Origin of the sequence: Dankookia sp. GCM10030260 (assembly GCF_042666655.1) — a bacterium.
GTDB lineage: Bacteria > Pseudomonadota > Alphaproteobacteria > Acetobacterales > Acetobacteraceae > Paracraurococcus.
This window is the reverse complement of the sequence record NZ_JBHTDE010000039.1, coordinates 1-14,988: the sequence shown is the minus strand read 5'-3', so window position 1 is coordinate 14,988 and position 14,988 is coordinate 1. Positions and strand designations below refer to the sequence as shown.

The 14,988-nt window shown below is 66.9% G+C and carries 16 protein-coding genes; 7 read left to right on the top strand and 9 right to left on the bottom strand.

Annotation, left to right across the window (positions count from 1 at the left end; genetic code table 11):
* Positions 1-10 precede the first annotated feature (10 nt).
* Positions 11-661: a hypothetical protein gene (locus ACFQS7_RS29905; RefSeq protein WP_380070801.1), complete on the bottom strand. Its 651-nt coding sequence runs from the start codon at positions 659-661 to the stop codon at positions 11-13.
* A 191-nt stretch (positions 662-852) separates the two neighbouring features.
* Here ACFQS7_RS29905 and ACFQS7_RS29900 point away from each other — a divergent pair, with 191 nt between their 5' ends.
* Together ACFQS7_RS29900 and ACFQS7_RS29895 are read left to right on the top strand one after the other, a co-directional pair.
* Positions 853-1,617, top strand: coding sequence for a histidine phosphatase family protein (locus ACFQS7_RS29900; RefSeq protein WP_380070800.1), 765 nt, complete (start codon positions 853-855; stop codon positions 1,615-1,617).
* Complete coding sequence (locus ACFQS7_RS29895) at positions 1,614-2,531, top strand: NAD(P)H-hydrate dehydratase (RefSeq protein WP_380070799.1); 918 nt, start codon at positions 1,614-1,616, stop codon at positions 2,529-2,531. The genes ACFQS7_RS29900 and ACFQS7_RS29895 overlap by 4 nt, the downstream gene beginning before the upstream one ends.
* Positions 2,532-2,701: 170 nt before the next feature.
* On the opposite strand, the gene ACFQS7_RS29890 is transcribed toward ACFQS7_RS29895, so the two are convergent.
* Positions 2,702-3,100: a hypothetical protein gene (locus ACFQS7_RS29890; RefSeq protein WP_380070798.1), complete on the bottom strand. Its 399-nt coding sequence runs from the start codon at positions 3,098-3,100 to the stop codon at positions 2,702-2,704.
* Positions 3,101-3,608: 508 nt separating this feature from the next.
* Here ACFQS7_RS29890 and ACFQS7_RS29885 point away from each other — a divergent pair.
* Positions 3,609-4,703, top strand: a complete 1,095-nt coding sequence (locus tag ACFQS7_RS29885; RefSeq protein ID WP_380070797.1) for an IS630 family transposase — start codon at positions 3,609-3,611, stop codon at positions 4,701-4,703.
* 259 nt (positions 4,704-4,962) lie between these two features.
* Positions 4,963-6,237, top strand: coding sequence for a hypothetical protein (locus ACFQS7_RS29880; RefSeq protein ID WP_380070796.1), 1,275 nt, complete (start codon positions 4,963-4,965; stop codon positions 6,235-6,237).
* Positions 6,238-6,783: 546 nt separating this feature from the next.
* On the opposite strand, the gene ACFQS7_RS29875 is transcribed toward ACFQS7_RS29880, so the two are convergent.
* The 3 genes from ACFQS7_RS29875 to ACFQS7_RS29865 are packed head-to-tail and all read right to left on the bottom strand — an operon-like array spanning position 6,784 to position 8,501.
* Complete coding sequence (locus ACFQS7_RS29875) at positions 6,784-7,128, bottom strand: hypothetical protein (RefSeq protein WP_380070795.1); 345 nt, start codon at positions 7,126-7,128, stop codon at positions 6,784-6,786.
* 9 nt (positions 7,129-7,137) lie between these two features.
* On the bottom strand, positions 7,138-8,049 hold the full coding sequence (locus tag ACFQS7_RS29870) for an IS3 family transposase (protein WP_380070794.1): 912 nt from the start codon (positions 8,047-8,049) through the stop codon (positions 7,138-7,140).
* On the bottom strand, positions 8,049-8,501 hold the full coding sequence (locus ACFQS7_RS29865) for a transposase (protein WP_380070793.1): 453 nt from the start codon (positions 8,499-8,501) through the stop codon (positions 8,049-8,051). Before ACFQS7_RS29865 ends, ACFQS7_RS29870 begins: the two co-directional genes overlap by 1 nt.
* Positions 8,502-8,797: 296 nt before the next feature.
* On the opposite strand from ACFQS7_RS29865, the gene ACFQS7_RS29860 reads away from it, so the two are divergent.
* From ACFQS7_RS29860 to ACFQS7_RS29850, 3 genes are all read left to right on the top strand, one after another.
* Positions 8,798-10,171, top strand: coding sequence for a hypothetical protein (locus tag ACFQS7_RS29860; RefSeq protein WP_380070792.1), 1,374 nt, complete (start codon positions 8,798-8,800; stop codon positions 10,169-10,171).
* 217 nt (positions 10,172-10,388) lie between these two features.
* On the top strand, positions 10,389-11,297 hold the full coding sequence (locus ACFQS7_RS29855; RefSeq protein WP_380070791.1) for an IS1380 family transposase: 909 nt from the start codon (positions 10,389-10,391) through the stop codon (positions 11,295-11,297).
* An 18-nt stretch (positions 11,298-11,315) separates the two neighbouring features.
* On the top strand, positions 11,316-11,810 hold the full coding sequence (locus ACFQS7_RS29850) for a transposase (protein WP_380070790.1): 495 nt from the start codon (positions 11,316-11,318) through the stop codon (positions 11,808-11,810).
* A gap of 183 nt (positions 11,811-11,993) precedes the next feature.
* On the opposite strand, the gene ACFQS7_RS29845 is transcribed toward ACFQS7_RS29850, so the two are convergent.
* From ACFQS7_RS29845 to ACFQS7_RS29830, 4 genes are all read right to left on the bottom strand, one after another.
* Entirely contained in the window at positions 11,994-12,653 is a 660-nt protein-coding gene (locus ACFQS7_RS29845; RefSeq protein ID WP_380070789.1) for an alpha/beta fold hydrolase, read from the bottom strand.
* Positions 12,654-12,678: 25 nt separating this feature from the next.
* Positions 12,679-13,443: a hemerythrin domain-containing protein gene (locus ACFQS7_RS29840; protein ID WP_380070788.1), complete on the bottom strand. Its 765-nt coding sequence runs from the start codon at positions 13,441-13,443 to the stop codon at positions 12,679-12,681.
* The gene (locus tag ACFQS7_RS29835) at positions 13,440-14,651 is read right to left on the bottom strand and encodes an ISAzo13 family transposase (RefSeq protein WP_380070787.1); all 1,212 of its coding nucleotides are present in this window, start codon (positions 14,649-14,651) and stop codon (positions 13,440-13,442) included. Before ACFQS7_RS29835 ends, ACFQS7_RS29840 begins: the two co-directional genes overlap by 4 nt.
* A gap of 83 nt (positions 14,652-14,734) precedes the next feature.
* A partial coding sequence (locus ACFQS7_RS29830) for a Rieske (2Fe-2S) protein (RefSeq protein WP_380070786.1) occupies positions 14,735-14,988 on the bottom strand: 254 nt, incomplete at its 5' end.

Sequence of the window (14,988 nt, the reverse complement as noted above, 5' to 3'; positions counted from 1 at the left end):
CAGCTCACTCCTAGCTCGCGCCTTTGATCGGGCTGGTCTGCCCAGCCTGGGAGGTCGTCCGGGCGGCGGCGCCGCCGAGCGACGCCGCGGCGACGGTGGCCGGCCGCGGCGCGTCGTCCGGCCCGCTCTGGACCCAGCCCGGCGCGCCCATGGCGGTAGAATGTGGCACCACACGGCCGCCCCCGATTGCCGCATCCGTGTGTCGGCCACCCAGCGGCAGCATGACCTGGGCGCCGACATGCCGCGCCTCTTCGGCCGAGCTCTTGGCGAAGCGCGCCAGGGCGAAACCGGCCAGCACCGCGGCGCCAAAGAAAGCGACCGGTTTGCGACGAGCGAGATCCTCCATCTGGCCCATCAACTGACCTGGGCTGCTGTCGCGCAAACTGCGCGCGAACTCGTCCGCCGCCGAAGCGGCCTCCTGGACATAGCGCGCGATCTGCGGCGAGCTTTCCTGCAGCTGGTCTGCTGCACCATGCACGGCGCGGGCAATCCCCTCGGCATGCTCGGCGCCACGTTGCTTCTGCTCCTCGGCAAACCCTAGGGCCTGGTCCTTCGCGGCCTCGGCCACTCCGGCACCCTCGGCCTTCACATCTTCAACTGCATCGGCGGCCTCTTGCCGGAGCTGGCCGGCCGTGGTGCCGGTCGTCCTAACGTCGCTCATCCCCGTATCCTCACCGTTCGTGGCGATATCGGCCGCCTTCCAGCTTGCGAAGGGCGGCCGCCTCGCGGGCGGGGCTGTCAACAGCGAGCAGGACCAGATGTTCCTTACGCTCCGGGCCGCTTCGGCCGCGTAATAGAACACTAGGCCGCCCCAGACGTTATCGGCCTCAACAGGTGAGAGACATTGATACCATGACGCAGCGATGGCCGAGCCGGCTATGGGTCATCCGCCACGGTGAAAGTAGCGGGAACGTCGCACGCGACACTGCCCACGCAGCGCGCCTGACGCATATCGATACGGGTGGCCGCGATGTCGACGTGCCCCTCAGCGGCTTGGGTGAGCAACAGTCGCGTGCCTTGGGCCGCTGGTTCGCCGAAATGCCAAAAGACCAGCGACCTAATGTGGTCTTGACCTCACCCTACCGGCGCGCGTTGCAGACAGCAACGCTGATCCACGGAGCTGGCGGCGCCTGCGTGAACCCGGCCGACCTCATCCAGGACGAGCGGCTGCGCGAGAAGGAATTCGGCGTTCTCGATCGGCTGACCCGATATGGCATCGAACAGCATCTTCCGGACCAGGCGGAGTTCCGCCGCATCCTTGGAAAATTCTATTACCGTCCGCCCGGCGGGGAGAGCTGGTGTGACGTGATCCTTCGCCTACGCAGCGCCCTGGACACCATTTCGCTGCATCACGGCGGCGCGCGCGTGCTGATCGTCGCGCATCAGGTCGTCGTGCTGTGCCTTCGCTACCTGCTTGAGAAGATGACTGAAGACCAGATCTTGCGAATCGACGCCGAAGGCGACGTGGCGAACTGTGCGGTCACGGAATACGCCTTCGATCATTGCCGGGGTAACGCTGCCGGCATGGTGCTGCAGGCCTATAATTTTGTCGTCCCTTTGCAGGAGCAGGGGACACAGGTTACCGCGGAGCCCGACGCACCGATGGGTGCCCGATGAGCGAGGCCGTTACGCCCGTCACGGACGGGCTGCTCCGCTCCATACCCCTGCCTCGCCATCATGAAGGCGAGGACAAGGACGAGCGTGGCCGCGTCCTGGTCATCGGCGGCAGTGTCGAGACGCCCGGTGGCGCCCTGCTGGCCGGCCTGGCTGCACTGCGCGCGGGGGCCGGCAAGCTGCAGATTGCGACCTGTTGCAGCATTGCGCCGCAGCTTGCCGTGGCGGTGCCGGAAGCCCTGGTAAGCGGCCTGGAGGAAACGCCGTCGGGCGGCATCTCCGCGGTGGAGGCCGAGAGGCTGGCCGGCCGCTGCAGCCGAACGGACGTGGTGCTCCTCGGTCCCGGGATGATGGACAGCGCCGCGGTTTTGCTGCTCACCAACCGCCTGCTTGAACTGACCAATGGTCCCTGCTTCGTGCTGGACGCGGCCGCCTTGCAAAAGCTCGACGACTGCCGAGCTGCACTGGCCGGCCATGCGGGCCGGATCGTTCTTACGCCGCATGCGGGCGAGATGGCGTCGTTGCTGGGCATCCCGCGGGACGCGGTTCTGGTTGACCCTCTCGCGGCTGCGCGGAAAGTGGCCACCGGACTGCAGGCGGTGGTGGCGATGAAGGGCGGCTGCACCTTCATCGTGGATCCAAAAGGGCGCGCTTGGTCTTGTGACCACGGCAATGTCGGCCTGGCCACTTCCGGCTCGGGCGATACCTTGGCCGGCATCATCGCCGGGTTGCTCGCCCGCGGCGCCGCGCCAACGGAGGCCACTCTCTGGGGAGTGTATCTGCATGCCGAGGCGGGGGAGCGTCTCGCCCGCACGCGCGGGCCGATCGGGTATCTTGCCCGCGAGCTGCTTGCAGAGATCCCGGCCATCATGGCCGATATGCAGCAGCGCACGGATGTGGCCGAAGCCCCTGCTTGACATGCGCGGCGGCAAAGCGGCCCCGGCGACGATAATCCTGCTCGTGCTGCTTCCCCTTGCCGGCTGTGGCCCACGCGGCGTTGTTACCCGGACCCGGCCATTGGCGCGGCGCTGTTGCATGGATCCGGCCCGCAGCGCCACCGGCCGGATCAATGCAACGGTGCCGCTATTCATGCTAGAGAGTTCGTATTCATGCTAGAGAGTTCGCACAGATTGTTCTTTACCAAGGAAATCATAAGCTCCGCGGCTTCGGCAGGATTTCTGACCATGGCCGAGCTCACAACCAATGGCTTTGAAGCTGGCTGTCCCTGATCCAGTACGACGATATGGAATGCGCCCTGGCGCGACGACACCTTCGCCTGAAGGCAGCGTCCATTGTGGCAGAAAGCTATCTTCATCATGAGCTCTTGGGCTGTCTCGAACGGCCGCAGCTTGACCAGCCGCACGCCTTCGAGCCGACCGTCTGGATCGAATATGGCGACAGCGCCACGTACCTGCCGGTGCCGCACGCATGCGTGGGAACAGGAGATGCGGGCGATGCAGATCCGGGCGGTGCCGGGCTGACCCACACCTCACAGGCAGTGGGTTGCGGAAACAGACGACCCAAGATCGCCAGCACAGCGCGAATCCTAGCCTGCCACTCGTTCGGGCGACCCGCGAGCTGCTGCGGTGATGAAGCGGCTGTCCGCCTCACCATATCAGGATTGGCGCCTGCGAGCCGGTGAAGCGCCCCGGCGAAGGCCAGCAGGGTCGATCGTGCCGCTATCCACGCTGCCGCGAACGCCGTGTGTGTTGCGCCCTGCTTCAAGACTAGGCCCATGATGGCGAGCGCAGCCGCGGCGCGGGTCCGCTGGCACTCAGGCTGTTCCAGGCTTTGGTTCATGCAAAGCCCTCCTATTCGGGTATCCTCGAGCCTAGCCGGGTTGCCAGCTCTCGGATGCCCGGTTCCGTACCACGCATGGGCAGGGTCGAGCCGGGTGGCTTAGATGCTCGGAGCCTAGTGTCCCGACCGAGAAGTTTCTAGACAATTGCAATCGTCTGTGATTCGCTGTCCGCGACGGCACACGGGACAGAGGCATGGCGGGACGGACAGCGGTACGCATCGAACTGACGGCAGCCGAGCGTGCCGCCTTGGCGTCGCGCCTGCGTCGCCGGAAGGTCGCCCGTGGCGATGCCATTCGGGCCGAGATTGTGCTGCTGGCCGCGGACGGGATCAGCAACATGGCGATCGCAGAGCGGCTTGGCATTACCCGCGTCACGGTGGCGACCTGGCGCGGCCGGTTCGCCGCCAAGCGCCTCGACGGCCTGCTCGACGAGCCGAGGCCGGGCGCACCGCGCACCGTCAGCGACGAAAAAGTCGCCGAGGTGGTCACGGCAACGCTGGAGACGCTGCCGACCGGCCGGACCCACTGGAGTTCACGCTCGATGGCCAAGGCGGCCGGACTGGCACCGTCAACGGTGCAGCGCATCTGGCAGGCCTTCTCGCTGCAGCCGCACCGCAGCGAGATTTTCAAGTTGTCGACCGATCCGCTGTTCATCGAGAAGGTGCGCGACATCGTCGGTCTCTACCTCAGCCCGCCGGAACGCGCCCTCGTGCTGTGCGTCGACGAAAAGTCGCAGATCCAGGCGCTCGACCGCACTCAACCGCTACTGCCGCTGCGCCCCGGCCAGGCCGAACGGCGCACGCACGACTACAAGCGACACGGCATGACCTCGCTCTTCGCGGCGCTCGACGTGAAGGCCGGGACCATCATCGGCAAGTGCCTGCCGCGCCACCGCGCGCTGGAGTTCCGCCGCTTTCTCGACACCGTCGAGCAGAACGTGCCCAAGGATCTCGACATCCACGTCGTCATGGACAACGCCTCCAGCCACAAAACCAAGTCGGTCCGCGACTGGTTCGCCAGGCGGCCCCACTGGCACGTGCACTACACGCCAACCTCGGCATCCTGGGTCAATCAGGTCGAACGCTTCTTCGGATTACTGACCGACGATCAGATCAGGCGCGGCGCCCATCGCTTCACCGCGGAGCTCGAAGCGGCGATCACCGCCTACATCGATGCCCGCAATGCCGATCCCAAGCCCTTTCGCTGGACCAAGACCGCCGACGACATCCTCGCCTCCATCGAGCGGTTTTGCCATCGCACCATCGAGGTCCAGGCACAGTGTGGATAGAAACTTCTCGGTCGGGACACTAGGCGAGCTGGTATTACTTGCAAGACGGCTGTAGAAGGCTTGCGCCGTCGAGATGCGTTCGGTGCTCATCGCGGATCGTAGCGGGGTTTCACTGATGCTCCGAAGCGAACCTGGTCGAGGCCGCCCGGGCCGGCGGCCCCGGCGCCTGGGGTTGAGCAATCTGCGTGCCTGCTCACATGGTCTTTCTAGCCGTCAGAGCCACCGGTCCGGGCGGTATCGGTTCGGAGACAGAACACGCATGCGGATTCTTGCCATCGGGCCTCGCGCCTATCTCGGCGATGTCTACCTGTCGCTCCGCTGCGAGGGCCACGAGGTCCGGGTCTTCGCGGAGGATCCGCCGGAGCAGCGGGCCTTCGGTGGCCTGATCGACTGCGTCGCGGATTGGCAGGCGGAGCTGGACTGGATTGGGCAGGACGGCGTGATTTTTTTCGAGCGGATCGGTCGTGGAGCGCTGCAAGACGAGTTGCGCGCTCAAGGCTTCCGCGTCGTCGGAGGCAGCGCCTTCGGCGACCGGCTGGAGCAGGAGCGCGAGTTCGGCCAGGCCGTCCTGCGAGAGGCGGGGCTCGCCATCGCCAAAAGCCATTCCTTCGCGCATTCCGCGCTCGCTCTCGAATGGCTGGCCCAGCACCCCGGGCGCTACGTGCTGAAGCACGACGACACCGCGCGCACTACCTTCGTCGGCGACCACCCGGATGGCGCAGACCTCGCGTTCATGCTGCGCCGCGCCGGAGAGGGCCGCGTGCTGCTGATGGAGCGGCTGGAGGGGGTCGAAGTCGGCGTCGGCGCATATTTCGATGGCAGCCGCTTCCTCCGCCCCGCCTGTATCGACTTCGAGCACAAGCGCTTCTTTCCCGGCGAGATGGGCGAGATGACAGGCGAGATGGGTACCCTCGCCGCCTACGAGGATTCCGAGCCGCTCTTCGCTGCGACGCTGGACCGCCTCGCACCTCGCTTCGCTCAGGCCAGGCATGTCGGCTACGTGAACCTCAACATGATCGTCAACGAGCGCGGCGTCTGGCCATTGGAGTTTACCTGCCGCTTCGGCAATCCTGGCTTCGCCGTGCTGGCGGCACTGCAGCCGAATGGCTGGGGCGACCTGATGGCCCGCATGGCCAGCGGGCACTCGACAGACAGACAGACTCGTTTTGCTACGCGCCCGGGCTGGTCCGTCGCCATCGTCCTGACCGTGCCGCCCTTTCCTGCTCACACCGAAACCTCACCGACAGAGGAGGATCCGCCTGTCTTCTTCCTGTGTCCCCCCGACGGCGCGGAGCTGGATCATTACCACCTGGTGGACATGCGAATGGAGGACGGCCAATTGCTGGGTCGCCGCCGTTCTGGCCACCTGATGATTGTCACCGGCACCGGCCCCACCGTGCAGGCGGCCCAGGAGGACGCGCGGGCACGCGCGCGCAACGTCGTCGCTCCGGAGTTGCGCTGGCGCGCCGATATCGGCGACCGCTTCCTGAATGGCGAGCGGGAACGGCTCTGCGCCCTGGGCTGGCTGCCCTGAGCAGCCGGCACCAGTGGCTCGCAGAAAGCGCCACCACACGAACCCTCGTCTGAGCGGGACGGCAAGCAAGCAGGTCCACCGCCGCGGGCGTCCGCGAGGTCTCGCGCCGCTCGGCGGCCACCGCCGCCCGCGCGGTAAGCCATCGCCACTCCATCTCGACAAGCAGGTCGAGTGCCGCCCCGCCTCCGCAGTGACCGCCCGCAGGAAGCTGCGGACCCAGAGCGCCGGATCCCAGGGCTGGTCGGGCTAGAGCGCCGCCGCCCCGGTGATCGGCAGCGGGGCGCGAAGCACGCCCACCTTGCCCCAGCGCCGCACCAGTGCGGCGCGCAGCGGCGGGCGTGCTCCACTGCGCTTGAGCCAGAGTCAGGCGCCCCAGGCGCTATCGAACAGCGGGACGCTGTAGGGGCCCTGCCATTCGCGACACCGGTGCCCCTCCCCTGCAATCCATAGTCATTCCTGATTACGCGGGAATCTCAGCAAGTTTGAGGAGGAGCGCTGTTGCAGGGATCGGCAAGACGAACGCAGTAAGCCCAGCCCCATCTGGGTTCAGGCGATGCGAACGGAGATCGGGCGTCCCAGCTCCAACATACGGTTCAGCGCATGGACGGCGACGTCCACTTCGGTCGCCCGACGCTGATCCGTGCGGGAGCGCAGCCCGTCACCGATCACTTGCTTGAACCTGCCGATGGTGACTTCGACGCGGGCTCGGATGGTGTAGCCAGACGTCTTCTGCCAGGCCGTTCGTCCATGCTCGGTGATGAACTGCAGATGGCGGTCCCGCTGCGTTGGCGAGCTCTCTGCCGTCTCGCTTGGCACGGCCGTTGAACGTGGCGGCACGATGACCGCCGCTTCCGGATGACGCTCGGCGACCGCACCCGGCTTCCTGGACACCTAGTTGGACTATGCGGCGCGCCTGAGGTTCGTGTCGAGCCAAGCGGCGCGTGCATCAAGCGGGCTGTGGTAGCCGTTCTTCTCGACCAGCCACTCGGCATTGTAGCAGGCGGTGAAGGCGCGGACGGCGTCGCGGACCTCGTCGATGGTCTGGAAGATGCGGCCGTGGATGGCCTGCTCTTTCAAGGTTCGGAAGAGCCTCTCGATGACACCATTCGTCTCGGGCTCGCCGACGAAGGCGTAGCTCGGCGAGATGCCCCAGAACCTGGCTTGTTTCTGGAAGTGGTCGGCCATGAAGTTGCTCCCGTGGTCGTGGCGGAGCGCGAGGCCGCGGGCGGCGTCAGCAGAGAGGTGGCCGAACTGCTGTCGGACGGCCATGCCCAGCGCCTGGGTCGCCTCGAAACGGGTACCGGACTTCGTCACGTGCCAGCCGAGGAGCTCTGCGTTCCAATGCTCCGCGACACCGAAGATCCAGACCTTGCCGTCCTGGACGGTGATGACCTGGGTGGCGTCGGTCGCCCATAGGACGTTCGGCGCCGCGGTGATGATCTGGCGCTGATGCGCATCATCCGGCTTGCGGCGCGGGCGGTGGGGCGAGAGCAGGGCGTGCTCGCGCATCAGGCGCAGGACGCGCTTGGCAGAGACGCGGATGCCGTCGCGCACGCGCAAGCGGGCCCAGACTTTCCGGTGGCCCTCGCCTGTCCAGGGGGAGCGCTCGAGATCCCGCCGGATGGCAGCAAGCAGGGCCTCGTCCGTGACGGCGGGTTTCGGTCCGCGGCGCACCGGCGGTGGCGCCGGGCTGGCGCTGTCCGATGTCGGCGTCTGGGCGGCGTAGAAGCTGGAGCGGGGCACGCCCCAGACCTCACAGATGCGCTGGATGCCATAGGGCTGGCCGCTGGTGGGGGAGATCGCCTTGGCCATCAGCGCGACCTCCGCCGGGCCAAAGGGCCGGGTCGCTCGATGCGGGCGCGGAGCAGCTCGTTTTCCATGCTGAGTGCGCCGATGCGCTGCATGGCCGCGGCGAGTTCGGTGCTGGCGGTGTCGGCCTCGCGTTCCTTGAGCGCGCCGTCGAGGGCGGTCTCGGCCTTCTGCCGCCACTGCTCGAGCTTGAACATCGGCAGGCCGAGCTCGCGCGAGAGCAGTTCGGCGCTCTCCCCCCGCAGCAGGCGCAGGACGACCTCGCGCTTGCGCGCAACGCTCCAGCGCTGGCCAGGTGCCAGAGGCCCGACTTTCGGCCCCGGCGTGGCGGGCGGCGACGTGGCCAGGCCGGGCGTAGCCTGGCCCGTGGACAGCGCGGACGGGCTGCGCCCGCCCTCGCTGCCCACCGGCTCATCAACGGCTAAAGGATGATCGATCTGCTTCATGCTGGACATCGTCGTTCCGGTCTCTCCTCGGACAAATGGGTGTCCAGAGAAACCGGGTGCAGCTCAATTGTACCAATCTTCTGCGAAATCAGCGATTACCGAACAATCAGAATTAAACTCCGATTTCACTCACGGCATTATATTCCGGAAGAAAGGCTGTCGATATTTTGAGGGTTTGATCCGTCTACCGGTGGCGGCTTCAGTCGCGTTGGTCGCCTGCGGGCTGGGGGCTACCGGAATACTTCCGTTCCGCGGCAGGCCAAACCTGCCGTGACAGAGGCCTAGCCGCGCGCGGGAGAACGTCCTTGGCTAACACCTTCTTCAGCCTACTCACGCCTGCCAACAATTCCGGCGTGCTTGGTCTCAGTCGCGTATCGCTTGATGGCGACACTTTGTCCGTCGATGTCGCTGCTTCTGGCCTGACCCCGGGCCAGATTCATCCACTGCATCTGCATGGCTTCCTGACCGATGCCCCAGAACGACTGGCCGTCGCATCAGACGATGCGGATGGCGACGGCTTCGTCGAGACAACCGAGGGCGAAGCTACTGCCTATGGCCAGGTCCTCGCCGGCCTCCCTGCTTCGGGCAAGGCCGGCTTTGGGCTGGAGGCCTCGCCGGATTTTCCAGTCGCGGATGCCCTGGGCAACCTCGCTTTCAGCCAGAACTACGTACTCGATCCAGCTAACCCCAACGATGCGCAGATCCTGGAGCGAGTGCAGGCACGGCTCGACGGGCGGGTGGTGGAGTTCCATGGCCTTGACCTGCCGGGTGGCGGCGGCGCCGGTACCAGCGGCGAGGTAAACGGCGCTGCCGGTTACAATCCACAGGTGCCGGTTAGTCAGGGCCAGCTTTATGCCGTGCCGGACCTGCTGGCACCGGCGCAGGACCAAGGTCCTGGCCTTGACTGGTTTGGCAGTGATCCCGCGGCCTTTCTGGCTAAGAGCACCGCGTTGCTCGCTTCGCTCGCACCCTATACGCTGAACCCAGCCGGTACTGGGCCCACGGCGCCGGAGCCGCCAGGCGCTGCTACGGCCGAGACCGATACCTATGCAGCGCTGCTGCAGCCTTCAAACGGCTCGGGCGTGCTCGGCCTTGCCGCCGTGCAAATCGATGAGGCGAATGCCACTGTCACGGTGGAGCTTTGGGCGACTGGGCTGACCCCAGGCCAAGCGCATGCAAGCCATATTCATGGCTTTGCCGATGACCGTCCCTCTCTGCTGCCGAACTACCGGCTCGATGCCGACAGGGACGGCTTTGTTGAGGACCCTGAGGGCGAGCCGGTGGTCGGCCCGGTGTTGTTGGCCTTGACCGACGACGGCTCTATCAGCAACGCGGTGCTGCCGAACCCTGTCACGACGGCCGACGCGGCAGGCAATCTGCGCATCAGCGAGTATTATCGCTTCGACAGAGCCGACCCTGCGCAGGCAGCGATCTTCCAGGAGCTGCAGGACCGCGTGGCCGGGCGCGAGCTGCAAATCCACGGGTTGTTTGTCCCGGCGACTGAGGGCGAGGGAACACCTGGCGAGGTGAACGGTACAGCCGCCTACAAGGCGGACCTGCCGGTTGCCAATGGCATTCTGCTGCCGTTGGGCGAAGCTCTGGCCCCCTTCGACTTGGCGAATGCCGGCACGGTGGCAGCGACGTTCCTGGCAGGATCATCGGACGCGCCGCTGATCTGAGCCGCGCCTACAAAGCAACACAGTCCCGGTCAGCAGCGACCGGGGCCGTGCTTGCTCCAAGAGGATCTGAGTTGACGCAGCAAAGAAGCTGGCCGGTGAACCGGAGCCGCCTTATCCCACGATATTCGTGCTGACGGCGCTCTGAGCGGGCTCTTGCGCGAGATGCGTTGCTGATTCAGGCATTTGCGCTGCGATCTCAGCGAGAGCCGAACAGCCCATGGGTGAAACGCCATCGACCTTCCATCCGAGCTTCAACGCGGGCGTGGTCATCGAGGCCCGCGTCGAACGCCTGACCAGCGACGCGGGGGCGGTGATCGTGCGCGAGGTGATGGAGCGCAGCGGGATCATTGAGTGGCTGACAGAACGGCTGCACGATCCACGCCAGCCGCATCTGGTGACCTATCCCTTGGCCGACCTGCTGCGCACCATGCTGCTGCTCTTCGCACAGGGCTGGCGTGACCAGGACGACGCCGATGCACTGCGGCTCGATCCCGCACTGCGGCTGGCAGTGGCCGGGACGCGCAGCACCACGCCGCTGGCCGAAGGGGCACACCTGGCCTCGCAGCCGACGCTGTCGCGGCTGCTCGACATCCTGACGCTGGAGCCCAACCGGCCGGCGCTGCGCGAGGCGGTCGGCGAACTCGCCGCCCGGCGGCTGCGAGCCGAGCGCGGTGGCCACAAGCTGCGCTACCTCACGGTCGACGTCGACGGCTTGCCGGTCGAGGTGCACGGCGAGCAGCCGGGCTCAGCCTGGAACGGGCACTACCACCAGCGTATGTACCACCCGATCATCGCCTGCGCGGCAGAGACGGGCGACCTGCTCGACGCCCGGCTGCGGCCCGGCAACGCGCACACCGCCGCGGGCGCGCTCGACTTCGTCCTCGACCTCGTCGACCGCCTGGAAGGCTCGATGTGCCAGGTTGCGGCGGTGCGCATGGACGCCGGCTTCCCCGAGGAGCGGCTGCTCGCCGGGCTGGAGGCGCGCGGCACGCCCTATGTCGCCAGGCTGCGCAACAACCGCGCTCTCGATCGGCTGGCCGGGCCGTATCTGAAGCGCCCACCGGGACGGCCACCGGCCGAGCCGCGACTGTGGCTGCACGAGCTGGAGTACCAAGCCGGCCCCTGATCGCGCCTGCGCCGGGTCGTGCTGGTGGTCAAGGAGCGCCCGGACGACCTGCTGCTCGACCACTTCCGGCTGCTGACCAGCTTCTGTGCCGCCGCCGTGCCTGCCGAAGACCTGCTGGCGCAGTATCGGCAGCGCGGTACCGCGGAGGGCCACTTCGGCGAGCTGATGAACGTCCTCGCGCCGGCGCTGTCCTCGGCGCCGCGCACCAAGAGCCGCTACCGCGACAACCCGCTGCCGGCGCTGCCCACCGGCATCGACGCTGCCGCCCGCAACGAGGCTATTCTGCTGCTGCACCTGCTGGCCTACGAACTGATGCACGCCGGGCGCCGCGCCATGGAACTCGCCACCCACACCGGCTGGAGCCTGCGCCGCTTCCGCGAGCGCGTGCTGCGCGTCGGCGGCCGCGTCCTGCTCCACGCCCGCCGCATCACCCTCGTCATCGCCCAAACTGCCGCGGGCTTCTGGAGCGCCCTCTGGCCCCGCTTCGAGCGCTTCACCTGGGCGGGTTCCTGAAGCCAGCCTCCATCCAACACTCTGTGTCGCGCCCATCCCCGCCAGCATCCCCGGCGGACGAGCCCACATGCCCGCAACAGGCGTCAACCATGCTGCTAACCTCGCCGCGGAGCCCCCGCACGCGCTCAACGGATGCCAAACCCTCCGGGAAGGCGCTTCACGCCGTCACTGGTAGCCCGCCTGTCATCTGACGTCGCTCGACACAGCATCAATGCGGCCGAGCGTGAATACGGCGGGCTGAAGCCAGCCAAGTAGGGGCGAGATGGTGAAACGCAGCACGTCGCCCAGCACGGGGAGCGCGCCCGGCACGACCAGCAGCACGTCAGGCCGCAGTGTCCAGAAGTAGTAGCCGGACAGCAGCACGAGGCCAGCCGTATCGGCCTGGTGGCGCACCGCGAGCGCGAGGGCCACGAGCGTGCCCCAAGAGTGGCTAACCACCACCGGCCGCTCGACGCCCAACTGCTGCAACGCCTTGTGGAGCAGCTCGGCCTGCTGGGCGGCTGTCCACATGCGCCCGCGCGGGCGCTCGCTGTATCCGAAGCCGGGACGGTCGAAGATGATCACTCGATGCGTCCGCAGCAGGAGCTCGGCGACCCCGCTGGTGTTCCAGTCATCCCCAGTTACGGCGTTGCCGTGGATCAGCACGACGGGGTGGCCTTCACCCTGGTCGCTGTAGTGCAACCGGACGCCGTCCACCACAAGGAACGAACCCTTGGGCGGGTGCCTGCGCTCCGCTCGGCGCGCCGCGACCTGGTTGGCGATAGCGAGGGTCGCCAGACCAGCCGCACAGATGAGCGCGACCGTGCCGGCCGAGCGAGTCTTGGATGCCGCAAAGAGGGTCATGGTTGTCTTTCGTGTGCGCGGCGGGTCAGCCAAATGGCTGCGAGCGGCGGTGGGACGCAGGCCCAAACTTTGAGGGGGCCGCTGCCCTGAGGCGGCGCTTCCTTGCTTGCGCGCCCTCCAGCAGGCCGATCTTTAGGTCACGGTACAGCCGGCGGGTCTGCGATCCGCGCAGCTTCTCCAGCATTCGCTCGAGTGCCCGTCCTAGCTCCCGCAGCCTCGCATCGCCAAGCCGCTGCGCGTGGCGAAACATCGACTGCTCTTCCAATCCGGCATGGTGCTCAACTGCCACATGTAGGGCGCGCAGGTGTTCTTCAAAGGGGACGGTCGCTGTGTTCAGCTTCATCGTCTTGGCCAGTAAATCGGTAAGCTGACGGTGCTCAGAATGGGCAATCGGCACATCGGGGCTCACCTTCGCCACGGCCGGGTAAAAAATGTGATCCTCAATCTGCTCGTGCATATCGAGTTCGGCGGCCAGTACGCGCAACAGGTCGCGCCGCTCTGGGTCCTCGCGGTCCATCCCCTCGATGCGTGCGAACAGCTCGCGGAAGAGGTCGTGGTGCGCAACCAGTACCTCGTCCGCACGCTTGCCCGGGCCATGGCGGTCGTTGACGGGCCTTAACCCCTCGCGGCCCGAGAGCGCGCGTGAGTCTCCCATCTCTTGCTCCCGCCGGATCTCGACCGTCCCATCGCGCAGTCGCACCTCGTAGCGCGGCTGCGCGCAAATGGAGGGACCGGAGGTCAGCTCCGCGCTGTCGAGCGCATAGGGTCTGACGCGAAATAAATGCTTCAAGGCGGCTGCAGATTGGGTGAGATGGTGTAGTTCCACTCGCCGTGAAACGCGTCACGCTCGATGGCGAGCGCGGCCATCTCGGCATCCGTGACCTTGATGCCCTTGGGATAGCGGTTCGCATCCAGCTCGCAGCGCACCGTCAGGCCGGTCTGTGTCGTCGTGGCGCCGATCAGCTGCACGATGACCTGATGGCTGACCAGCGGTTTGCCGCGCCAGTTCCGCGAGATGGCGGCAAACAGGCGGTGCTCGATGCGGTTCCACTTGCTGGTCCCAGGCGGCAGGTGTGCCACGGTGATCGCCAAGCCGCACTCGTTGGCGAAGCGTTGCAACTCGCGCTTCCACAGCCGCACCCGGGCACCGTTGCTGCCGCCGCAGTCGGCGGTGATGATCAGCCGCTTGGCCTCGGGGTAGCGGGTCTGGCCCAGCTGCTGCCACCAGCGTCGGATGCTCTCGACCGCGAAGGCCGCCGTGTCGGCATCCACCCCGACGTTGACCCAGCCGGCATTGGCGGCCAGGTCGTAGACGCCGTAAGGCGCGACCTTGCCCAGGTCCGGTAGCTCGAAGTCGTGCACCCGCACCGGCTCAGGTTGGCCTTTGGGACGCAGTTCGCGGCCGGGGTTCTTGAAGTCGCCGACCAGCTCCTTCTTTTTGGTGTCCACCGAGATGGCCGGCTGGCCTGCTGCCATTGCCGCTTGCACGACGGTGTTGATGTGGGCGAACTGGGCATCGCGGTCGGGATGGTTCGTTCCCTCCCGGGTCTTGCAGTTGGCTTGGCAGCTGTAGCCCAGCTCGCGCAGCAACAGGCCAACCAGCTTCTGGCTGACCACGAAGCCACGCTCGCCCAGCACCCGGGCGATCTGACGCTGGCTGCGGCTCACCCAGCGCAACGGCGTCTCCGGATCACCGCGGATGGCATCCTCGATCAGCGTCTCCAGAGCGCCCGGCAACTCCGGTTGCAGGGTGACCGCGCTCTTGCGCCCGCCGCCCTTTCGTCTGACCCGCGGGCCGATCGGATTGGCCCCGCTCTGCAGCTCCACGATGGCTCGCCGGATGGTGCTGCGCGCCAGCCCGGTCGCGGCCGAAGTCGCCGTCACCCCACCATGGCCCAGCGCCAGGGCTTCGTTGGCCGCGAACAGCCGTCGCCCGCGCTCATCCAGGAATTTGCAGGCTTGCTGATACCGTGTGCGGATGTCGTCGAGGTCGATCACCCCCGCCGATTACGCCAGCACGGCCAGCCACCGTCAGTCCCTTCCGGCTCTCAGCCACTGAGCCGCCATCACATCCGATTTAGTTATTCCGCGTCAGATCCATAGCCAGAGCCGTGCCAAGGGCAGACGAGCTGTCCGTTCAACACCCAGCCCTGATCGAGCGGCCCGCCAAGATGCGAGCAGCGCGCGCCCATCGCGTGCACGCGCCCGCGATGGCGCACCAGTACGACCGGCACGTCGCGCGCCTCCTCCGCGTCGTGCAGCACCACCTTGCGTGGCCGGTCCTCCTCCAGCTCCTCAAGGCGCGCGACGACCTTAAATTCGCGCGGCTCCGGGC